The following is a 20077-nucleotide window of genomic DNA, read 5'->3' as shown; positions in this document are numbered from 1 at the left end:
TGCGAGCGACAAGCAAAAAACCTTGAAATACATCCCTCCCAGGCCCTTTGCGCTGCCCCGCTAGTCTTTTGAGTTCCTGGCGACCACCGGTATGGCCGCCCTCTTTTCTATGCATATAAAGTATGCATAATGAAGTCATTCGAAATTCAGTACCACAAGGCAAAAAACGCGGCGAACAAACTGAAGCATCAGGGCATCAGCCTCGCAGAGACCGAGCCGGTGTTCCATGACGAACGAGCCATGACGTTTCAGGACCACCATCATGATGAGCAACGATGGATCATCATGGGGCTCGATGCCAAAGGTCGCTTGCTGGTCGTTGCGTATACGTACCGCGATCCGAATTTCGTTCGAATCATTTCCGCGCGCATCGCCACGAAAAACGAGCGTCGCCACTACATGGAAGCTTGAGGATGAAAGACGAATACGACTTCAGCACTGCCAAACGTGGGGCCGTCGCCTCCAGCAAAGGCAAGACCCGCATCACCATCATGCTCGATGATGCCGTCATAGAAGCTGCTCGCTCGCTCGCCGAGAGCGAGGGGTTTGGCTACCAGACCGTGATCAACAACACGTTGCGACACGCCTTGCTCGGCGAAAAAGGCAAAGCGGCGGAAACCGGGCATCTGAAGAAAGGCTTGACGGCTTCTGAACTGAAAAATCTGGAAAAGAAACTGCTCGAAGTCGCCCACGAAATCCATCGCATGATGGAACCTGACGTTCGCCCCTAGGCGCCCCCCCTTCGAGAGAACCGGGTTGAAGCGAGCTCGACCTGCACGTGGAACCCGTGCAGCCATGAATCAGCCGGGCTCGATCAACCGCCCAAGCGTGCTCTTCAACGCTGCATGCTCCGGCACCCGGATACCGAACTCGCGCTCCAGCAACGCCACCAGTTCCTCTACATCCGCCACTTGCCGCCGCTCGCTCTCGCTGCCGACCCGATGAATCGCAAAGCTGCCGTTGTTCAGCGTACGCCGCCATCCTTCCCCCGTTCGCGCCACCATCAGTTGTTTTCTGAATGACGATTCGGGATGGGTCGAGACGTACCAGTTGCCGACGGCGTAGTCGATGTCTTCCTGGCGTTGCAGGTCGAAGATGTACATCGCTTTCCACTCCCCGGCGACATTGGCGCGCAGGGTGTAGCCGTCGTCATGCTGGTCAATGCGATAGGGTTCGTGGGGGGTGAGCTGTTCGGTCGCGCAATCGAGTATCAACGGTGCGGTGGGCACCATGCCGCCGAAGCCGACGTCGGTGATGTAGCGCACGTCGTCCAGAGTCACCAGGCTCAGGCGGTGCGTGCGAGCGGTCCACGCACCTTCAGGTTGACCCATGACCACACGGCCGGAGATGCCACGCGCGTCGAAGCCCAGCGCCTGGAGCAACGCCAGGTAGAGGCTGTTGAGTTCATAGCAGTAGCCGCCGCGACCCTCTTGCAGGACTTTTTGCTCCACGGACGGTAAATCGATGAGCACCGGCTCGCCCGACAACGTGGTGAGGTTTTCGAATGCAAAAACGCCGGTATGCCGCCGTTGCAACTGGCGCAGGGTTTCCAGCGTCGGTGCCGGAGGGGCGTCGTAGCCCAGGCGTTGCAGGTACGACGCCAGATGGGTCAGGCGTGGCTCGCTCATTGCTCGATCCTTATGCAAGGGCTGCGGATCACTCCGCCATTGGTCGCCATGTATAAAGGAAAAACCGGTCCGACCGACAATTGATTTAGCCAATCGCCACCCGGGTAAAGATCAACGCCGCTTGCGCGAGCCCAATCGAATCCAGGTCGGCGCATGATCGCTGGCATGGGGTTCGTTGCGCACCCAGGCATCGACTCCCGCCTCTTGCAGATAGGGGCTCGATGCCGGGTTGAGCAGCAGGTGATCGATGCGCAGCCCCGAGTTCTTCTGCCAGTGCTGCCGGAAGTAATCCCAGAAGGTATAAAGGCGATCTTCCGGATACAGATGACGCAGGGAATCGGTCCAGCCCTGATCCAGCAACCGCTGGTAACACTCGCGGCTTTCCGGTTGCAGCAGCGCATCCTTGAGCCAGGAACGCGGGTTGTAGATGTCCAGGTCAGTCGGCACCACGTTGTAGTCGCCCGCCAGCACCACCGGGTGTTCGCTGCTCTGCAGATCCTTGGCATAAGCGATCAACCGCTCGAACCACGCCAGTTTGTAATCGAACTTCGGCCCCGGCTGCGGATTGCCATTGGGCAGGTACAGACAACCCACCAGGATGCCGTGCACGGCGGCTTCCAGATAACGACTGTGGGTATCGCTGTCATCGCCCGGCAAACCGCGCCGACTTTCCAGCGGTTGCGCATCCCGCGCCAGAATCGCTACCCCGTTCCACGACGACTGGCCTTGCCAGATCGATCCGTAGCCAGCAGCCTCAAGCTCTGCGGCGGGGAACGCAGTGTCCACGGACTTGAGCTCCTGCAAGCAGGCAATGTCCGGTTTTCCCCGCTCCAACCAGGCCAGCAGGTTCGGCAGCCGAGCGCGCATGCCGTTGATGTTGAACGTCGCGATTCGCAAATTCTTCATGGGCCAACGCTCCTGATGGCGGGGGTGTCTAGCGTGTGACACCTGCGCGTTTTGGTGGTTGCGTCGGCAGCCTCTCACTGATGATGAATAGCCGCTGGCGCGGCGCAAGCGTGAACAAGGGCTGGCGGAACTCAGTCTTCGCTAACGACTCTACACCCTGTGGGAGCGAGCTTGCTCGCGAAAGCGGTGTGCCAGACAACATCAATGTCGACTGATGCTCCGCCTTCGCGAGCAAGCTCGCTCCCACAGGGGACAAGTCGCCATCGTTCAACTGACGGTTCGCCCCCCACCACTCGTCATCCAACCGGCACCAACTCCCCGCCCCCTCACACCAACATCAGGTAACGACTCTTCTTTTGGAGACGCACCATGATGAACAGCAAAATCACTTCGTTGTTATTGGCCGGTTTGTTATCGGTGTCGTCAGCGGCCACATTCGCAGGGTCGGGCGATGGTGCCGATGCGACCGGGACCCAATCCGGTGCCACCAGCGGTTCGACCACGCCACCGGACAACACCCCCGGCGAGCCTTCAAGCGGTAATCGCACGGACTCAGGTGGCTCCGACACCGGCACCAGTGGCGGGGCCAGTGGTTCGGGCTCCGGCGCGGGCGGCGGCACGGGAGCCGCAGGGGGTGGAACTGGTGGCGCGGGCGGCGGGACGGGCAGCTGAACGAATAAACGCAGCCGATGAGCGTCGGCTGCTTTTTCGCCAGCCCCGTGGTTACGTTGACGCACTGCAAACGGGTCGTAACGCCTCAGCGATCCGAACGCATCAGCGCCTCGCCGCCTCCGGCCAGCGACAATACCGCCGAGCGATTGCGCCCCGAATGCTTGGCCTGATACAAGGCCGCATCGGCACGCTCGATGAAGACGTTCATGCTGTCGCGCCCCGTCGGCACAAACGAATAACAGCCAAGACTGACTGTCACATGGCCGATGGGCGAGCCCGTATGGCTGATGTTCTTGTCCATCACGCTGCGACGGATCTGCTCGGCAATCACCAGCGCGCCGTGAATGTCGGTGTCGGGCAGCAGGACCGCAAACTCCTCACCGCCGTACCGTACCGCCAGATCGGCTTTGCGATGACAGCAACCTTTCACCGCCCGCGCCACTTCGACCAGGCAATGATCCCCCGCCACATGGCCGTAGGCGTCGTTGTAGCGTTTGAAGTAATCGATATCGAGCAAGATCAGGCTCAGCGAGCTCGACTGCCGGGCACCCCGGCTGAACTCGATGTCCAGCGCCCGCTCGAACAGCCGGCGATTGGCCAGGCCGGTCAGGCTGTCATGAGTCGCGATCAATCTCAGGGCTTCCTTGGCCTTGCGTAAATCGGCCTCGACCCGTTCGCCGACACGCACCTGCCGAACGAACACCCAGCCGAACAGGCCAATACCCAGCAGCACCAGCGCAACGATGAAGCTGGAATGTATGGCCGTGGCGTACCAATCCTTGAAAATGGCATCCCTGGACGATGCTGCGGACACCACCAGCGGATAGGCATCGAGCTGACGGTAACCATGCAACCGGACAACACCATCCACGACCGAGTTGAGCATGGCATTGCCCGACGTCGCGTGGGGCAGGAGTTTCTGAAAGATGTCTCCCTTGGCCAATGATATGCCGATCTGCGCTTCGACAAAGGGCCTGCGCGCCAGCAAGGTTCCATCGGTCAAGGCGAGGAACATCGACCCGTCGTCATCGATGCTGAAGCTTTTGAAGAACTGATCGAAGTAGGACATCTTGATCCCGGCCAGTAACACGCCCTGGAAATGGCCATTCTCGTCGTTCACCCGCCTGGAAAGCGGGATGATCCACTCGCCATTCTCTCGACTGCGGATCGCCGGGCCGATGTGCGCGACCGCGGAAACGTTCTGCTGGTGGAACTTGAAGTACTCCCGATCAGCCACACCCGAGCCGCGTGGCAGCTTTTCGAATGAGGTCACGACCCACTGCCCTTTCTGGTCGAACAGAAATATTCCGTGCAATTGATTTAGCGCTTGCACCCGACGGGCGAAGATTTTCTGCAAGCGTGGGTTCTGGTCCGCGCCAAAACCGTCAGCCTGAATCCAGTCCGCCAGACTGGTCAGCGTCAGATCGGCTTGCATGAAGGTGTCTTCGGCCTGCTGCGCCATGGCCCGCGTCAGGTTGGACGACGCCGTTTGCGCCACCGCCAGGGCGTGCCGGCGCGATTGCTCCAGTTGCAGGTAAAGCAGACCGCACAGGCACAGGCACACGACTGCGATAAACAGCATCGCCGCCTTGCGCAGGGGTAACCGTTTCGAAGCGCCGCCGGAGATGTCGGGCGGATCGTGACTGAGGATTGGCAAACGCTCGTCCTGTAAGGGTAAGGCCTGGGCGAAGGCCCAAAACCCTTATTTTTTGTGAGCTTAGTCTACGCCGTGGTGAGGCTGCAATGTGCTTTGGCCAGCCGTCGCATCGCACTGTGCAAATGCGCCCGGGCACGGGCCTGCTGGGCGGTGATAACACGATCGATATGCCCACCGAGTTGCGCGACATTGCCGGCGATAATGTCGTCATCCGTGTTGGACACGATGCACAGCTTGAACCCCATCGCCTTGAGTTGCGCCAAGGTCTCGATCACTTCAGGAAAAGGCGGCATGCGCGGGATCGCGGCGGCCAGGCGCTGACTGTCTTCGGGATCACTGGGCAGCCCCAGGTCTTCCAGGGCGAGGTGCAGGCCGAGGGTGCTCAACTGACGAAACGAACGATGGGGCGGGGTTTGTTCCAAGCGATGTTCATGCCCGTCGTATACCTCGATCAGGCGCTGGACATCCACGGCGTGATCGCCCTTGTCGCGCAAGAGCTCGGCAACCACCGCCTTCAAGCCTTCATCCCACTGAATCAGCGTGCCGTAGCAATCGAAGGTCAGCCATTCGGGGCACGGAGTGTCTTTGAGTGTCACGTTCGAATCCTCTGGAAGGTGATCTTCCTCGCCGGCTTCAACCGGGCCAGACCCGAAGCGCGCGTGGGACCCCTTTGACCGATGCGCCCTGTTGACGGAGGGCCTTTTCAAATCATCCTGTCGATCTGATCCAGCGTCACCCGGGGCACGAGTTCACCGGGAATCCGCGACGAACCGGAGAGGTTGTAGACCTGAAAATCATCATCCATGACGTACTTCGACATGATCTCGAACGACGGCAGGATTCTCGTATGAAAGTGATCGTCGAGGTTGCAGGGCGAAACAACGGTGCCTGCCTCTTCATAAAAGCGACCTGCCGACTGATCCAGGTCGACGCCCACCAGGAACACCTTGGTGAACCCCAGGTGATAGGCGATTTGCAACGCCAGGTAGGCCACTGTGCGGGCATCAAAAAAGCCTCGCTTGAGGTTCTTGCTGAAACCCAGGCTTCGATTGCGGCCACTCCCTAATTTTCGTCTTCGGACAAGTTCTTTATCCCGCCGGAAAAGCAGTTCGCGCCAGGAGAGTTTTGGCGCCTGCGTCAGCAAATAAAGCTCGCCCTCGGGCGCAAGCGCTTCATACCTGATGAGGTCTTTCCACAACGCTATCCGCTGACTGAGGCGCATGGCTTCAGCAAAAAGAAAAGGCTGTTGTCGGCAGAAGGCGTCGTCCGTGCAGGCGTAAAAGAACGGTTTGATGTCAGGCTCGATGAACATCGAAATAGCCCCGTTCATGGTAATCATAGGAACGTCGGCATACTTCTCCAGCGGAAAATCTTTCGCGGAGGCTCCCGATGCAATGATAAACACCGGACCTTTTTGAATGTTGCGACACTCATCGAAGTCATGCACATCAAGCTGACGTGTAGTAAATGACGGTTTTTTTTGCGCAACATCCATCTTCAGATTCCCTCCTATAACGATATTAAATCCAGCGCCCTTCCTGGCTACTGTTGGTTCTGCCCCGCCACGACCGCGGGACTACCTGCTCGCTGCCAATCCAGGACGGGTAGTTTCAACGGCTTGTTCAACCCCCGAAGTACGGCCGTGTCATACCCGTAAATGTCGGGTTTGAAAATCACCCGGCCATCGTTGCTCAAGTCTACCGTCCAATACGCCAACAACACCGGTACTTTCACGGGAAGCTTGATGTTTTCGGTTTTGCCGTTTGCCAATTGGGCCTGTATCCCGGCGGCATTCCAGCGAACCGGATCGTTAAACAGAAGCTCCACCAATTGCAACGGGTTTTCCACCCTTATGCAGCCGGAACTGGTGGCACGGAAGGTTTTGGCAAACAGCTCCCGATGCGGTGTGTCGTGAAGATAAATCGCATAGTCGTTGGGAAACCGGATCACCACCTGGCCCAGCGAGTTTTCCGCGCCGGCTTCCTGGCGCAGGGTGAGGCCGCGCGGATGATCCCAGTCGACGCCGGCCGGATCGAGCACATTGCCTTCGCGATCCAGGACCCTGATGTGGTTGGCAGCCAGGTAGCCAGGATTGCTGCGAATCTTCGGCAACATATCCTGGACCAGGATCGTCGGCGGAACGGTCCAGGTCGGGTTGAACGTGACGTAGGTAATCTCGGATTGAAACACCGGCGTACTGCGGAACGGCTTGCCAACCTGTACCCGTGAACGCCATATCGCCTTGCCGTCGCGGTAGAGCGCCACCTTGTAGCCGGCGATATCAACGATGACGAACGTGCCCTGCAGCTTGTACAGCAACCAGCGTGCGCGCTCCATGTTCACCCGGACCTGGTCGATCCGCGCCTCGACGGGCACGTTCAAGGCCGCCAGCGTCGCCGCCCCCGCCACACCGTCCGCCCCCAGGTATTGCTCGGATTGATACTTCTTCACCGCAGCGATAACGGCGTCGTCGTAAATCGTGCGCGGCGGGCGTTGCGCAGCCAGATAGCCACCCGCCACCAAACGGGCTCGCAACTGCGCGACCGCAGCGCTATCCATGCCGGGCTTGAGCGACTGGCCTTCGGCAACCTTCGGCCAGCCACCCGTGTCCCGCACTTTGCGCAATTGCGCCAGGCCCATCCGCAAGCTGCCATAAATCGCCTCTTGTGGCGGCGCTTGAGCAAACGCCCGCGCCACATCGTGGTCATCGAGCGCGGCGAAGAAATGATTCACGTCTGCACGAGGATCGACGCCGACAGGGTCGAAGTTCCAATGCATGTCCAGTCGCGATGGGTCGACCTTGCCCCGCCGCAACTGTAGCAATGCCGTAATGAAGGTATGGGTGGCCGCCATATCGAACGCAGCGCGTTGCGCCGGGGTGGGCACCCTGGACTGCATCAATGTTTGCGCCCCGGCCAGCTCGGCAATGCGAAAATCCGCAGGGTCGAGGCCGTCGACCTGGGTTTCGCCCAGGCTTTTCAACAACTGGGCAACGTCGCTGTCGTGTGACCAGGCGGCGCGATAACCGCGATGGCTATAAAAATCCATCACCACCCGACTCACATCTACCCGCTGATGACGCGGCGAGGTGAGCAGCGGCGGGAACGCAGTCGCCAATGGCACCAGCTCGGCCTGAATCGCCTGAGCGACGATGTCATCAGGTGCCGCCTCGATCAGGCCGCCAGCGGGAGATGACAGCATAATCGGCGACGTTTGCCCTTGTGCTGCACCGCTGATCAGAAAGACCATAAAAAAGACGCGGCTTATGACGAATAACCTTGTTAACTGCACCATGGATAATCCTTAATCTCTGCATTCAACAGCTAGCATCCCACACACTGCTAGGCTCGAAACTAACTGATGAGACCCGAACATGGCGCCAGATCGCTTTGGCATTTTAATCACGGCCCTGCTGCTTACCTCCATTTCAATACCTGCAGCCTACGCCGATTCGCTGGAAGCCGCGCTGATCAAAGCGGCTCCCCACGCCAACGCCAAAGTCATTGGACTGGCGGTACGCGCCTCCCAATGTAGCATCGCCCAAGGCAAAGCTCCGGTGCAAAGACTAGCAGTGATCGATTATTCACTGCCCTCCACCGAACAGCGGCTGTGGGTATTCGATCTGAAGAAACGCAAGTTGCTGTTCCACGAACTGGTGGCCCACGGTCGCAACAGCGGCGAGAACATGGCGGTCAAGTTCTCCAATCAGAACGAAAGTTTTGCCACCAGCCTCGGCCTGTACCGCACCCAGGCGAGCTATGTCGGGCAGAACGGTTACTCGTTGCGCATGGAAGGCCTGGAGCCGGGTTTCAACGACAATGCGTTTGACCGGGCGATCGTTATCCACGGTGCACCTTATGTCAGTCCGGTCCTTGCACGAGCGAACGGGCGAATCGGTCGAAGCCTGGGTTGCCCGGCGGTTCGGCCGGCCATTGCGCACAAGCTGATCGACTCGATGAAGGATGGGCAGTTGTTGTTTTCTTACTATCCGGATCAGCGTTGGTTGAAGTCTTCTTCGTATATCAATTGTGGTGGCGCTACGGTTGCGTCGTCTTCAAAGTCGACGAGCCGCCAATAAGCACGGTTGGGATTGTTTGATTTCATGGGCGTGCGGTGCGGCGATTCGACTTGGTCGCGACGACGTTTTGATGGTCGTCCCGGCTTTTTAGGTTGTGTACATATCCGTTTCTGCGGTCACGGCGACTTAGGGTTCCGCCCTGACGACGGGTCACTTGGAAGAGCCCCAAGTAACCAAGGGCTTTTGCCCCTGTCGTTCGGTGCCTCGCCTAGGCTCGGCATGCCCTCGCTCCGGTCCTGCTCCGTGGGCCCGCCGCGATCGACCATCCATGGCCGTGCGCGGCTAACCCGGCATCCATGCCGGGTTGCCCACTGCGCAGAACCTCCACTCGGCCTCTCGATATAGGTTGTCCGTTCCTTTCTTCTTCCATACTTCGGTGTCTGGAAGTCAGTTTTGATCAAGGAAGGAACATGCACCTGTGGGCTACGAATAGGCCTCTCAAGCACTCGATGATTACCTCCTCACCTTCGAGCCCCCAGGTGCGCTTGCGCCCTTTAACGAATACTCAGGGAAAGCCCGACACGGCTCTCTATATCGCTTTCGCTGGACGCAAGCATGCATGTCCCTGCATGTACTTTAGCGCCTGTGGAGGTTGTTGATGAAAACGCTCCTGTCTCAGAAATTCACTGCTTATATCGGAATAGACTGGGCAGATACCAAGCACGACGTGTGTTTGCAGGTCGCAGGGGAAACCCTGCGGCACTTTTCTGTCATCGACCACACGCCCCAATCGATTGATCGTTGGGCGAAATCGTTGTTTGAGCGCTACGGTGCTCCGATTGCGATTGCTCTTGAGCTCAACAAGGGCCCGTTGGTGGCTGCCCTGCAGAAATACGAGTTCTTTTGTCTGTTTCCGATTAATCCGAGCACCTTGGCCAGACACCGTAAAACCTTTGTCCGTAGCGGTGCCAAGGATGATCCGACTGATGCTCAATGGGCGCTTGAGTTGTTGCTCACTCACCCCCAACGATTTCCCCAGTTGATGCCGCAAAGCCCAGCCATGCGTATTTTGGCCTGCCTGACAGAACATCGGCGGGCACTGGTTGATGAGCGAGTGAAGGTCAGCAACCGCTTGATCTGTACGCTCAAACAGTATTATCCATTGGTCCTGGAGCTGTTTAGCAATCATGACACCGTGGTGTTCTGTGACTTTCTGATGCGCTGGCCCACGCTTGAACACATCAAGCGTTCTCGCCAGAGTGCCTTTCTCAAGTTTTTTAACGAGCACAACGCTCGTCACCCTCAACTCAATCAGGCGCGCTGGGAAATCATCACCAAGGCGATGCCTTTGACGCAGGATCCGGGGGTAATACGTCCTTCGCAGCTGTACGCGACAGCCCTGGCGTCGCAACTCAAAGGGCTCATTTCAACCATCAAGGATTTTGATCGCGAGATCGAAGAAACGGCCAACACCTTGGCCGATTACCCGATCTTTAAGGCACTCCCTGGCGCCGGCCAACATCTTGCACCACGTCTTATGGTGGCTTTTGGTGAACAGCGTGATCGATTTAGCGACGCCAGTGCGATGCAGCGATATGCCGGAATCGCACCAGTTACCCAGCGTAGCGGAAAGAAGAAAGTCGTGTATTGGCGCTACCAATGCTCAACCTTTTTGCGTCAGACCTTTGTCGAATGGGCCGCTCACAGCATCACTCAATCAACGTGGGCCGAGGCTTATTATCGGCAGCAGCGGGCTAAAGGCTGCTCATACCAAGCGGCCCTGAGAGCACTCGCTTTTAAGTGGATCAGAGTCGTCTATCGGTGCTGGAAAACCAGCACCGTCTATGACGAAAAGGCTTACCTACAGGCTTTAATGCGGCGCGGATCAACGTTGATCGAGGCGCCGATGGAGGTAGCCACAGGTTGACGGAGAGGCTCAGGGCGTGAGGGGGCGGGCACCGCAACAGCCAAAGCGAGGCGGCCTACGGGCCGACCTGGCTCCACGTGACCGCCTCCCCCTGGCATCCCCCTGTAGGAGCTGTCGAGCGAAGCGAGGCTGCGATCTTTTGATCTTGCCCTTGCCCTTGTCCTCGCACTTGCCCTTGCCCTTGCCCTTGCACTGTACGAGCTATTGGGACGCTGTATTCGTGAACAACTCAAAACGCCAAATTTTCATTTAATGTTTGTTTCCATAAGAGCTGTCGAGCGAAGCGAAACTGCGTAAAACAGCATGCGCCTTACTACGCTCATGTCAGCTGACCGTGCCTTACGAGTTGGGGTATAGATCTACAAGTCGACAAACCAATTCACTACACTCAGTCGACATTCCAATTCAAAAGCCCAATAACAATGAAAAAAATCAAAACCTCGATGATGCTCGGTGGCCTGCTCGCCCTATCCATCGGCGTTCAGGCAGCGCAAAGCCCATCGCACCTGGACACCGTCATTCAACAAGGCCAACTGCGCGTCTGTACCACGGGTGACTACAAACCCTATACCTCCAAAGCCGATGACGGCGAATACTCAGGGATCGACATCGCCACGGCCCGCTCGCTGGCGGACAGCCTTGGCGTCAAGGTCGAGTGGGTGCAGACCACCTGGAAAACCCTGATGCCCGACATGCTGGCGGGCAAATGCGACATCGCTGTCGGCGGGATCTCGGTCACGCTGGAACGCCAGAAAAAAGCCTTCTTCAGCACCACGCTGGATGTCGACGGCAAGATCCCGCTGGTGCGCTGCGAAGAGCAGGCGTCGTACCAGACCATCGAGCAAATCAACCAGCCTGCGGTGCGCCTGGTCGAACCGGCCGGCGGCACCAACGAAGCCTTTGTTCACGCCTTCCTGCCCAAGGCGCAGTTGCGGCTGCATGACAACGTGACCATCTTCCAGGAGCTGCTGGACAAGAAAGCCGACGTGATGATTACCGATGCGTCGGAAGCGCTGTACCAGCAGAAACTCAAACCCGGTTTGTGCGCGGTCAATCCAACCCGTTTCATGCAGTATGGGGAGAAGGCCTATCTGCTGCCGCGGGACGACATCAGCTGGAAGTTGTATGTCGATCAGTGGCTGCATCTGGCCAAGGTGACGGGTAATTATCAGAAGGTGTTGGGGCAGTGGTTGGCGGTGCCTGAGGTTAAATAGCGGATCAATTTTCTACTGGTTCGAACAGCAAAAAGGGCGCCCCCCAAGGACGCGCCCTGGATGCGAATGAGCCGATCTTTCAAAAAAAGCAATGTCCTACAAGATTTGAGGAATTGTCCGTACACTTGCGCATTGCTGTGTCTTTGTCACGAGTTCTATAGTCGAGCCAACGCCCATATGGCGTGTCGGGTTTGGCGACTCGATGGCAATGAACTGAAGCCTTCGACCATTTCCGAGGCTTCGGAAGCACTTGGCTACCTGTTTTATGGTGGCTGTGCGCGGGAGACCTCAGGGTCTGCCGGTTTCTCCATTGCCCGGTTCGCCAACCCGCGTACAGCTACCACCCTTTTGTTTGGCGACAACTGAGTGGTATCGCTCTTCAATTAATGGAGCTTCACTCATGAAAGAATACATAGCCTTAACTAGCAACGCTGACGATCTCCCCTCCTTGTACGTCAACACCACGCAACCGCTGCACTCGTTGCTCAGCACGGCTCAGTACAGAATAAAGGCCGTGACGCAGATCCTTGAAAACCTCGCGATGCGCGGCGACATCACTACCGACTCCGTGATCCTCAGCGACTTCGCGTTGCTTTGTTGCGTGCCATTACGCGACGGCTGCGATGTGCTGGAGGTCATCGCGCGACGCATGGACGCCGAACCATCCTGACGTCACCCTGGGCGCCTTTTCGGGGCGCCTTCTGTGCTCAGGCCTAACGTAAAAGCCGCTTGAACCACAGCGTTCGGCAGCCATATTTGCCCGACTTCGATTAATCACATAAGCTGGTCAGCATGAACTCACATCCCTCGGAGGCTCCGATGGCCACCACCAAAAAAGCCGTCAAACCCAACAGAAAGGTCGTTCAGCATGAGCTGACGTTCCTTGATGTTCGGCAGGCCGCACGTGATGGGCAGAAAGTGTTCGATACCTTTGTGATTACTGGCAAGCTGCCTGTTACAAAGTAGGCCTGGATGCCAGCAGTCAAAATCTCTGCGCTTTTTGAAAAAATAAACAATTGGCAAAACTTCGCCGCACATTTTTATAACTATAAGGTGTGTGGCGAGTTACCTGCGGTTTTCGGTCGAGACGAAAAGCTCGACCTGAGCGATATGAATCATATCCATCTAGCAAGCTCGCGAGAGACGCAAATACGATGGGCAAAGATCAGTCGACAGTATCACCGCACCGCCTTAGTGAATGATCCTGATAACGATTTCTGGATGATTTATGCCTACGACTACTTCAGAGATGAATATCTGCTACTTACAGTCATTGGACCGGATGCTCACAATCGTAGCGAGTGGTCGTCCTTCTTGCGGATGATGCACATTGACATCGTAGAGCCGTGGGTAGTGGGAACACTCAATTACCCTGATTTAGACGACTTTTAAAACACTTCATCCTGCTGCGTAATCGCTTAGACAAAACGATACGCCTCGGATTACAGCTAACGGTTGAGGATTCAACCGTTCACTGCACCTGGCCTCAACCGGGCTGATCGACGACCTTGATCTGCGTCAGCCCTACCCGCTCAGCCTGCTCTAAAATTTCCTCCGGCGTCGCGTCCGCGGTGGGCATGATCAGGCTGTTCTCGGCATCCCCAAAATGCAGCTGCAGCAGGTGCATCGCCGCCTCATGTAGGGACAGCTGAGGCTGCTTTAATTCGAACAGCTGTGTGCGGGGCTCGCCGTTGAACAGGTATTTCAGGGTGTATGTGCGCATGGTGAAATCCTCATAATGGGAGCAGAGCAGCTAACCATCCTGACTTAATGGTCAGTTTTTAGTTCAACCGCTCGGCTTACCCTCTTCATGCAGAGGCCAGCTTTTGGTTATCGAGGAGATCTATAGGCGCATCGATACGTCGGCCATTCAAGCCACGACACGCTTCGCAATTTTTCGATCATCCGGGAGGCCCCAGTAAATCAGACCCGCGCACAAGAAGCAGAACGGAGCCAACGCCAACATCCCCATGTAAGTGTTACCACTCACGTCATTGATGTAGCCGACCAGCAAGGGCGCGACCATGCCACTGAGCTGCCCTACTGTATTGACTGCGGCGATGCCACCGGCGATAGCCAGGCCGGTGAAAGCTTGCTGGGGGATTGTCCAGAAAATCGGGATGGCGATGAAGACGCCGGCCGTGGCCAGGACCAAAAATGAAGTCAACAGGATGTAGTGATCATTAAAGTAGCACGCTGCGAAATAACCCACTCCGCCGACCATCATGCACATCCACAGGTACTTGCGCCGTTCTCCAGTGGCGTCCGAACGCCGGGTGACGATGATCATGCCGATAGCGGCAACCAGATACGGAAGTGCGGTCAGGAACCCCACCGTCAGCTCGCTTTTGATACCCGATGCGCCGATCAGGTGCGGCATCCAGAAGTTGAGGCCATAGCCCGTCAGCTTGATCATGAAATAGATCACGGAAAGCACGGCGACCTGCCGCGTAAAGATAACCTTGAACAGCGATGCGTGAATCGGATTGGATTCCTTCCTGTCGTTATCCAGGTTGCGCTGAAGGACATTCTTTTCGTCCTGTGTGAGCCATTTGGCGGACTGGATATCACGATCAAGTTTGTACAACACGACAATGCCCAGGAGACTGCAGGGTAGCCCGGACAAGACGAACAGCCAGTGCCATCCGGCGAGCCCCAGGAAACCGTTCATGTACTCGAGGATCAACCCCGACACGGGCGCACCAAGCACGCCGGCCAGTGGAATCGACAGGAACCAGATGCCGTTCATGCTCGCCAGGTTCTTTTTAGGAAACCAGCAGGCCAGATAGAACAACAGGGCCGGGCCAAAACCTGCTTCCATGACGCCGATCAGGAAGCGCAGGAAGTACAAGGTGTACTCGTTATAAGCGAAGACGAGGGCGGCGGTCGCCAATCCCCATGACACCATGATGCGACAAATCCAGCTCGGCGCGCCGTAGCGTTTGAGGCCGTAGCTGCTTGGCACTTCGAACAGCACGTAACCAAAAAAGAAAATACTCGCGGCAAAGCCATAAGCTGCATCGGAAAGCCCCAGTTCCGCCTGCATCTGGGTCTTGGCAAAACTGATATTGATGCGGTCGAAATAGGAAAACAGAAAGCACACAATGGTGAGCGGAAGAATTCGCCAGGCAATACGCCGATAGAGCAGTAACTCATCAATGCCGGCAGGGTTACCCACAGCGCTTTGGATTGCAGTAGCCATGTCATTTCTCCGTAATTGTATTTGTTGGAGATCATTTATTCCGGCCACGCACGGTAACCGGTTATAGCATCAGGAAATCGCTAGCGTGCCGGTTACCTCAAATGTCGGGCGGGAGGATGGAGTTCAGAGCGACTCACCAGCACGCCATCCTCGTCGGCATACAGCCAATCGCCAGGAACCACTGTGGTGTCGCCAATAGTCAGCGCTTCCTGGACGATGCTGCCGTGCTCATTGTTCGACCGCACGGGCCAGCACCCGGTGGCGATGATCCCGAGTTCCACCCGAGCCAGCCCTTGGGTGTCGCGCACGTTTCCGTTGATCAGAATCCCCGCCCAGCCGTTACCCTTGGCCAGCGCAGCCAGATTGTCGCCAAGCAGCGCCAAGGGATTGTGCCCCGCGTCGACGAAGAGCACGCGGCCATTGCCCGCCTCACCCAGCAGAGTGCGAATCTCGCCGTTACATCCTTGCGCTTTGAGCGTAACGATCTGGCCATGACAACGGCGCAGGGAACCGAACCAGGCCCAGTCGCCAGGCAGCACTCGGACATCGCCATTGATGAGCATCGCCGCATGTTGATCACACAGATCCGAGGTAGAGACATCCATCTCAAACCACCTCCTGGCTGGCCAGCTCACGCAACTCTTCAAAACTGGCGAGTCGTCCAAGAAGCGCGCTGGCGGCAACGGTGTAAGGGCTGGCTAGCCACACCTGGCCCGGGCCGGATCGACCGGGAAAGTTTCGGTTGATCGCACTCACGGTCACCTGATCCGCCCGGGTGGATGAGCCAGGTCCGCAATTTGCGCAGGCGCCGCACCCCGGCATGATCATCTCGACGCCGAGGCGTTGAAAGGTGTCCAGGTAACCCTTTTCGATGCAGTAGTCTCGAACGGCCAGGGTGCCGTATTGAAGATAGAGTCGGGTGTGCTCGGCGATGGTGAGTCCGTGCTCCACTCCCCATGCCAGGACTTCGTGGTAATAATCAAAGTCCTCGCGCTTGCCCGCCGTACAGGATCCGCCGTAGGCAATATCCACCGAGATGGGCTCATCCAGCTCCGCCAGCGCCACACCGTTTCCGGGATCACCGGGTGCAGCGACCAAAGGCGTGAGGCGCGAGCAATCGATAGCGAACTGCTCTTTGTATTCAGCACCTTCATCGCTGAACAACCAGTCCTCCAGCTCAATGCTCACGCCCCGCCGCTCAAGAATGAAATCGACCGTTTTCTGGTCGGGTTGCACGATGCCGGTGAATCCGCCGAGCTCGGCCACCATGTTGGTCAACGTGGCCCGCTCATCAATCGACATGGCCCGGACAGCTTCCCCGGTGTACTCGAACACCGCGCCGATGGCATTACCTTGGCGGATGAATTCCGAACGCAGCAACTCGAGCACGACATCTTTGGCCGTCACGCCGGACTTAAGCCGACCATTGAGTTCGACACGAATAATCTCGGGCATGCGGCAACGGATGTAACCCGTGGCCCAGCTATTGGCGATGTCGGTCGCGCCCGCGCCGAAGGCCAGACAGCCCAGGGCCCCGGAGTGCGGCGAATGTGAATCCGTACCGACCACGACCTGGCCCGGGAGCGCATGCTGCTCGGTCATCAAGGCGTGACAGATGCCTTCCGAACCGCTCTGTCCTTGCAAGGCGCCATGCGCAACGACCGGGTACCGCCGGACGAAGTCATCATGAGCCGATGCCAGCCCGCCAACGGCGGCGAGCAGATTGTCACGGACATGGGGAAAGCTCTGGCTGGCCAGAATCAGGTGATCCTGAAAGGCAATGATTTCATGGGGTCGCACCAGCTTCACTTCTTCACCAAACGCCTCCTGCATGAAGTGCGCGCACATTCCGGTGAAGTAGTCATGACTGAAACGCCAGTCGGCGGAGATAAACAAACCGTCGCCTTTGACTACTGCGCCATCAGGGTCAATGCGGCGGCGCTCGATGATCTTTTCGATCAGCGTCAGTGGACGATTGTCAGGAATCGGGTTGAACACTTTTTCGTCGCGAGGCGGTAATTCGGCTTTGCTGAAAGGCAGCAGGCCACCCGCGCGGATCACCGCTTGCGTCACCGCATCCCGCCCCACCAGGAACTCTTGGATATCGATGGATTCGCCTGCGCGAATACGGTCGATCAAGCCGAAATCAGTCGACGTGTAGATGCCGATGTTGTCGCAATTCTGGCGATAAATGCGCTCAAAACTCTCGGCAATGATCAAGCGAATACCGGCGGATTTTTCCGCCAGCGGGCTGGATTCGCGAGACGAACCCTTCCCATAACGCTTGCCTGCCACCGTGACCTGGAAGCCGCCATTCTTTACAGCGAAATTTCCAATGGGCAGCACATCCTCTGTCTTGAAGCCCACATAAGGAAATTCACCGAGGCGCGAGTCGTAGGTCATCATGATGACCACAGGCGTGATTTCGTCGGTGGAAATGTTGTCGCGAAGCGGCCAAGCTTCGGCCACCGTCAAGTCGCGCCCCTGCAGCTGAGCCTGAACGGCCTCGCTGCTGCAGGATAAGAACAGGATGCGTCCGTCAAAGCGGATTTTTGTTGTAGTCATTTTCTATCTCCTCTCTGAGAGGGATACTAAACGTCACACCTGTTGGCACTAGTGACGATTCCTCAGCACAGCCATCACCAAATATCGGTGCTCAATGCAATCCATCTGGCGATTCGACCCCACCTCGCTCAAGCTCTTCATTGCCGCCTGTGAACAGGGGAGCATCGCGCGAGCCGCGGAAAGAGAAAACATGGTGCCGTCGGCGGTGAGCAAGCGAATTGCCGAACTGGAAGAAGCCGTCGGTACGCCCTTGTTCTATCGCCATAAAAAAGGGATCGAAGCAACTCCCGCCGGCCTCTGTCTGCTTGAGCACGCAAGACGGGTCGTCGATGACTTGTTGCAGATGAGCGCCGACTTGTCGGGTTTCGCCGATGGGCAGCGCGGTCATATCCGGGTGGGCGCGAATCGTTCCAGCATCATCCAGTTTCTTCCCCAGGATCTGCGCGCCTTCCGCGATGCTCGCCCCGAAATCCAAATAGAACTTCAGGAACAGACCAGCGAAGAAGCGGTTGAGTCTGTGCTTAGCAATCAGAGTGATTTAGGGATCGGCACTGACCTGTCCAGCGCGGCGGAACGCGGGCTGGATGTCCATGCCTACCACTCGGATGAGTTGGTGCTGGTGGTACCGGCGGGCCATCCGCTGTCGGAAAAAACCGTTGCGGCGTTTTCAGACAGCCTGTCGTTCAGCCACATCGCGCTGCACAAGGACAGTCCTCTATACCGAATGCTTGACCAGGCAGCGCGCAACGCGAAAAAAACCATCAAGTATGAAGTGCACGTGAAGAGCTTTGATGCGGTGTGCCGGATGGTTCAAGCCGATCTGGGCATTGCCGTCATCCCTCGACGGGCGATCAGCTACACCGAGGGGCCGGGACTTGTCAGTGTTGCGCTGACCGACAGTTGGGCGTCCCGACGTTTTCACATCGTCTCCAGACCTGCTCCGTACCTATCGGCAGTGTGCAAAAGTTGTCTGCAGTTTCTCTGCGCTCGGCCATCGGCACTGACTATCTGATGTTGCCGGAGACTGTTTTGGTGTCGCCAGTATGAACTTTGCAACTCACATCACCCGACATGGTGGTGACATCGCCATTGATATCACCACTGTCGACATGGCCACTCATGGTGCGGACGCTGCCTACATTGCCGGTGACCTGAACCCTGCCAGCGGCCGTTTCAACGGAGGTGGCGTTACCGTTCACAACGACGCTGACCGGACCCGTCACTGGCACAGTCTGCTCAACGCCATCGACCACCACCCTGTTGCCGTCAACGCTGATGTTTTTCCCGGTGTAGGTAATGCCATTGATGGTCACGGTCGCGCCGCCCGTGGCAACCTCAAGCTCGCGGGCCTGGGCAAAGCTCGATAGGTACAGCGCAGCGATCATCAGGGCCAGCTTCTGGGTGGTCGACATGTCAGCGATCCTTCGTTCAGGTGGTTACACGGTAATAGCAGGCGGCAGTTAACAATTCACCCTTATATCTGCTGTTTGTGACGGTCGGCAATCCATTGTTGCCAGGCAGTCGCTGTCAAAGCAGCACCATCACCAATGGCTGGTAGGTTTTGCTCTCTGATTGTGCGGAAACGGCGACAGATTTATTTTTTATGGGTCCCCCTTTGATTCCAAGCCTCACCCCGTGACGCATCGGGGCTGAACATAATGGCTTGTGAAATCTCCTACGCTGCCGGAGACTCAAGTCGCCACATCGGCCTCTGACCTGCAGCCCGCAAAAAACGCCGTGCCAAACGCACGGAAGGAAAACCTGGTCGATGTCTCGACCGAGCAGCGCCCCAAAAAAGGACAGAACATGAGCAACACGGATGAATTGCAGACCCACGATGCCAGCCCGAAATGGAAAGAGCGTTTCGCTTTTTTCAATCAGCACGGCAGCCCCAAAAACCCTACCTTCAGTTCGGCGCTCAAGCAGCTACCGACCTGCAAGCGCATGCTGATCAATATAAACTTCATCGCGATTTTCTTCGGACCGATTTATCTTTTCGTGCTTGGTCTGTGGAAAAAGAACCTGGCGCTGATAGCGATCATCGTTGTCGTCAGCTTCAGCCTGTCGTTGATCTTTACAATCCTGGGTCATGAATTGCCCAATGCCTTGGGCAGCGGCCTGAACGTCGTCTTCGCACTGATGTATGGGTTGAGCGCCAACTATGCGTATTACCTGAAACAGGTAAAAGGCTCGCAAGGCTGGAACCCGTTTGAAGGGTTGAAGATAGTCTGAATGACCTGCGGGATCGAAAGGTACCTGCTGGGATAAAGGAAGCGCGCCCTCTAGAG

The 20077-nt window shown here is 57.3% G+C and carries 21 protein-coding genes and 1 pseudogene; 11 read left to right on the top strand and 11 right to left on the bottom strand.

From position 1 onward, the window contains the following. Positions 1 to 129: 129 nt before the first annotated feature. Together ACA067_RS09000 and ACA067_RS08995 are read left to right on the top strand one after the other, a co-directional pair. On the top strand, positions 130 to 411 hold the full coding sequence (locus tag ACA067_RS09000; RefSeq protein ID WP_497461449.1) for a BrnT family toxin: 282 nt from the start codon (positions 130 to 132) through the stop codon (positions 409 to 411). A 2-nt stretch (positions 412 to 413) separates the two neighbouring features. Beyond that, positions 414 to 731 (top strand): BrnA antitoxin family protein, encoded by a 318-nt coding sequence (locus ACA067_RS08995; protein ID WP_497461448.1) that lies wholly within the window; start codon positions 414 to 416, stop codon positions 729 to 731. A 69-nt stretch (positions 732 to 800) separates the two neighbouring features. Here the strand turns inward: ACA067_RS08995 and ACA067_RS08990 are convergent, their stop codons facing one another. Both ACA067_RS08990 and ACA067_RS08985 read right to left on the bottom strand, forming a co-directional pair. Next, a complete protein-coding gene (locus ACA067_RS08990; RefSeq protein ID WP_497461447.1) occupies positions 801 to 1628 on the bottom strand; it encodes an arylamine N-acetyltransferase family protein in 828 nt (275 codons plus the stop codon). 111 nt (positions 1629 to 1739) lie between these two features. Next, a complete protein-coding gene (locus ACA067_RS08985; protein WP_497461446.1) occupies positions 1740 to 2534 on the bottom strand; it encodes an exodeoxyribonuclease III in 795 nt (264 codons plus the stop codon). A gap of 369 nt (positions 2535 to 2903) precedes the next feature. On the opposite strand from ACA067_RS08985, the gene ACA067_RS08980 reads away from it, so the two are divergent. After that, positions 2904 to 3206, top strand: coding sequence for a hypothetical protein (locus tag ACA067_RS08980; protein ID WP_497461445.1), 303 nt, complete (start codon positions 2904 to 2906; stop codon positions 3204 to 3206). A gap of 85 nt (positions 3207 to 3291) precedes the next feature. Here the strand turns inward: ACA067_RS08980 and ACA067_RS08975 are convergent, their stop codons facing one another. The 4 genes and pseudogenes from ACA067_RS08975 to ACA067_RS08960 all read right to left on the bottom strand — a co-directional run bounded on the left by ACA067_RS08975 (position 3292) and on the right by ACA067_RS08960 (position 8157). Then, positions 3292 to 4863 carry a sensor domain-containing diguanylate cyclase gene (locus tag ACA067_RS08975; RefSeq protein ID WP_497461444.1) on the bottom strand — a complete coding sequence of 524 codons (1572 nt, stop codon included), beginning with the start codon at positions 4861 to 4863 and terminating at the stop codon, positions 3292 to 3294. A 131-nt stretch (positions 4864 to 4994) separates the two neighbouring features. Next, a pseudogene (locus tag ACA067_RS08970) lies at positions 4995 to 5459 on the bottom strand (HAD family hydrolase); the annotation flags it as partial. 107 nt (positions 5460 to 5566) lie between these two features. Beyond that, complete coding sequence (locus ACA067_RS08965) at positions 5567 to 6358, bottom strand: WaaZ-like lipopolysaccharide core biosynthesis protein (RefSeq protein WP_497461443.1); 792 nt, start codon at positions 6356 to 6358, stop codon at positions 5567 to 5569. Between the two features lie 47 nt (positions 6359 to 6405). After that, positions 6406 to 8157: a L,D-transpeptidase family protein gene (locus tag ACA067_RS08960; RefSeq protein ID WP_497461442.1), complete on the bottom strand. Its 1752-nt coding sequence runs from the start codon at positions 8155 to 8157 to the stop codon at positions 6406 to 6408. A 79-nt stretch (positions 8158 to 8236) separates the two neighbouring features. On the opposite strand from ACA067_RS08960, the gene ACA067_RS08955 reads away from it, so the two are divergent. From ACA067_RS08955 to ACA067_RS08930, 6 genes are all read left to right on the top strand, one after another. Further along, on the top strand, positions 8237 to 8941 hold the full coding sequence (locus tag ACA067_RS08955) for a murein L,D-transpeptidase catalytic domain family protein (RefSeq protein ID WP_497461441.1): 705 nt from the start codon (positions 8237 to 8239) through the stop codon (positions 8939 to 8941). Between the two features lie 598 nt (positions 8942 to 9539). Beyond that, positions 9540 to 10808: an IS110 family RNA-guided transposase gene (locus tag ACA067_RS08950; RefSeq protein WP_497461340.1), complete on the top strand. Its 1269-nt coding sequence runs from the start codon at positions 9540 to 9542 to the stop codon at positions 10806 to 10808. 422 nt (positions 10809 to 11230) lie between these two features. Then, positions 11231 to 12022: a transporter substrate-binding domain-containing protein gene (locus ACA067_RS08945; RefSeq protein ID WP_497461440.1), complete on the top strand. Its 792-nt coding sequence runs from the start codon at positions 11231 to 11233 to the stop codon at positions 12020 to 12022. 400 nt (positions 12023 to 12422) lie between these two features. Beyond that, positions 12423 to 12692, top strand: a complete 270-nt coding sequence (locus ACA067_RS08940) for a short-chain dehydrogenase (RefSeq protein ID WP_497461439.1) — start codon at positions 12423 to 12425, stop codon at positions 12690 to 12692. A gap of 149 nt (positions 12693 to 12841) precedes the next feature. After that, complete coding sequence (locus tag ACA067_RS08935) at positions 12842 to 12988, top strand: hypothetical protein (protein WP_497461438.1); 147 nt, start codon at positions 12842 to 12844, stop codon at positions 12986 to 12988. Positions 12989 to 12994: 6 nt separating this feature from the next. Beyond that, positions 12995 to 13414 (top strand): type II toxin-antitoxin system YafO family toxin, encoded by a 420-nt coding sequence (locus ACA067_RS08930; protein ID WP_497461437.1) that lies wholly within the window; start codon positions 12995 to 12997, stop codon positions 13412 to 13414. 94 nt (positions 13415 to 13508) lie between these two features. Here ACA067_RS08930 and ACA067_RS08925 read toward each other — a convergent pair whose 3' ends face one another. The 4 genes from ACA067_RS08925 to ACA067_RS08910 all read right to left on the bottom strand — a co-directional run bounded on the left by ACA067_RS08925 (position 13509) and on the right by ACA067_RS08910 (position 17789). Then, positions 13509 to 13745, bottom strand: a complete 237-nt coding sequence (locus ACA067_RS08925) for a hypothetical protein (protein WP_497461436.1) — start codon at positions 13743 to 13745, stop codon at positions 13509 to 13511. A gap of 147 nt (positions 13746 to 13892) precedes the next feature. Further along, entirely contained in the window at positions 13893 to 15224 is a 1332-nt protein-coding gene (locus ACA067_RS08920; protein ID WP_497461435.1) for an MFS transporter, read from the bottom strand. Positions 15225 to 15316: 92 nt separating this feature from the next. Beyond that, positions 15317 to 15829 carry a ribonuclease E activity regulator RraA gene (gene rraA, locus ACA067_RS08915; protein WP_497461434.1) on the bottom strand — a complete coding sequence of 171 codons (513 nt, stop codon included), beginning with the start codon at positions 15827 to 15829 and terminating at the stop codon, positions 15317 to 15319. Position 15830: 1 nt separating this feature from the next. Beyond that, positions 15831 to 17789, bottom strand: a complete 1959-nt coding sequence (locus ACA067_RS08910; protein ID WP_497461433.1) for an aconitase family protein — start codon at positions 17787 to 17789, stop codon at positions 15831 to 15833. A gap of 94 nt (positions 17790 to 17883) precedes the next feature. Here ACA067_RS08910 and ACA067_RS08905 point away from each other — a divergent pair, with 94 nt between their 5' ends. Continuing rightward, complete coding sequence (locus ACA067_RS08905) at positions 17884 to 18801, top strand: LysR family transcriptional regulator (RefSeq protein ID WP_497461432.1); 918 nt, start codon at positions 17884 to 17886, stop codon at positions 18799 to 18801. On the opposite strand, the gene ACA067_RS08900 is transcribed toward ACA067_RS08905, so the two are convergent. Then, positions 18794 to 19201, bottom strand: a complete 408-nt coding sequence (locus tag ACA067_RS08900; RefSeq protein WP_497461431.1) for a hypothetical protein — start codon at positions 19199 to 19201, stop codon at positions 18794 to 18796. The genes ACA067_RS08905 and ACA067_RS08900 overlap by 8 nt on opposite strands. A 394-nt stretch (positions 19202 to 19595) precedes the next feature. On the opposite strand from ACA067_RS08900, the gene ACA067_RS08895 reads away from it, so the two are divergent. Further along, on the top strand, positions 19596 to 20021 hold the full coding sequence (locus ACA067_RS08895; protein ID WP_497461430.1) for a DUF2628 domain-containing protein: 426 nt from the start codon (positions 19596 to 19598) through the stop codon (positions 20019 to 20021). Positions 20022 to 20077 lie beyond the last annotated feature (56 nt).

This window comes from Pseudomonas sp. LBUM1674 (assembly GCF_059695635.1).
This window is presented reverse-complemented; position numbering and strand designations above follow the sequence as displayed.

Excerpts from the sequence above, each read along its gene's own strand:
- ACA067_RS09000 (WP_497461449.1), top strand. The coding sequence starts at position 130 with ATGAAGTCATTCGAAATTCAGTACCACAAGGCAAAAAACGCGGCGAAC.
- ACA067_RS08995 (WP_497461448.1), top strand. The coding sequence starts at position 414 with ATGAAAGACGAATACGACTTCAGCACTGCCAAACGTGGGGCCGTCGCC.
- ACA067_RS08990 (WP_497461447.1), bottom strand. The coding sequence starts at position 1,628 with ATGAGCGAGCCACGCCTGACCCATCTGGCGTCGTACCTGCAACGCCTG.
- ACA067_RS08985 (WP_497461446.1), bottom strand. The coding sequence starts at position 2,534 with ATGAAGAATTTGCGAATCGCGACGTTCAACATCAACGGCATGCGCGCT.
- ACA067_RS08980 (WP_497461445.1), top strand. The coding sequence starts at position 2,904 with ATGATGAACAGCAAAATCACTTCGTTGTTATTGGCCGGTTTGTTATCG.
- ACA067_RS08965 (WP_497461443.1), bottom strand. The coding sequence starts at position 6,358 with ATGGATGTTGCGCAAAAAAAACCGTCATTTACTACACGTCAGCTTGAT.
- ACA067_RS08960 (WP_497461442.1), bottom strand. The coding sequence starts at position 8,157 with ATGGTGCAGTTAACAAGGTTATTCGTCATAAGCCGCGTCTTTTTTATG.
- ACA067_RS08955 (WP_497461441.1), top strand. The coding sequence starts at position 8,237 with ATGGCGCCAGATCGCTTTGGCATTTTAATCACGGCCCTGCTGCTTACC.
- ACA067_RS08950 (WP_497461340.1), top strand. The coding sequence starts at position 9,540 with ATGAAAACGCTCCTGTCTCAGAAATTCACTGCTTATATCGGAATAGAC.
- ACA067_RS08945 (WP_497461440.1), top strand. The coding sequence starts at position 11,231 with ATGAAAAAAATCAAAACCTCGATGATGCTCGGTGGCCTGCTCGCCCTA.
- ACA067_RS08940 (WP_497461439.1), top strand. The coding sequence starts at position 12,423 with ATGAAAGAATACATAGCCTTAACTAGCAACGCTGACGATCTCCCCTCC.
- ACA067_RS08935 (WP_497461438.1), top strand. The coding sequence starts at position 12,842 with ATGGCCACCACCAAAAAAGCCGTCAAACCCAACAGAAAGGTCGTTCAG.
- ACA067_RS08930 (WP_497461437.1), top strand. The coding sequence starts at position 12,995 with ATGCCAGCAGTCAAAATCTCTGCGCTTTTTGAAAAAATAAACAATTGG.
- ACA067_RS08925 (WP_497461436.1), bottom strand. The coding sequence starts at position 13,745 with ATGCGCACATACACCCTGAAATACCTGTTCAACGGCGAGCCCCGCACA.
- ACA067_RS08920 (WP_497461435.1), bottom strand. The coding sequence starts at position 15,224 with ATGGCTACTGCAATCCAAAGCGCTGTGGGTAACCCTGCCGGCATTGAT.
- rraA (WP_497461434.1), bottom strand. The coding sequence starts at position 15,829 with ATGGATGTCTCTACCTCGGATCTGTGTGATCAACATGCGGCGATGCTC.
- ACA067_RS08910 (WP_497461433.1), bottom strand. The coding sequence starts at position 17,789 with ATGACTACAACAAAAATCCGCTTTGACGGACGCATCCTGTTCTTATCC.
- ACA067_RS08905 (WP_497461432.1), top strand. The coding sequence starts at position 17,884 with ATGCAATCCATCTGGCGATTCGACCCCACCTCGCTCAAGCTCTTCATT.
- ACA067_RS08900 (WP_497461431.1), bottom strand. The coding sequence starts at position 19,201 with ATGTCGACCACCCAGAAGCTGGCCCTGATGATCGCTGCGCTGTACCTA.
- ACA067_RS08895 (WP_497461430.1), top strand. The coding sequence starts at position 19,596 with ATGAGCAACACGGATGAATTGCAGACCCACGATGCCAGCCCGAAATGG.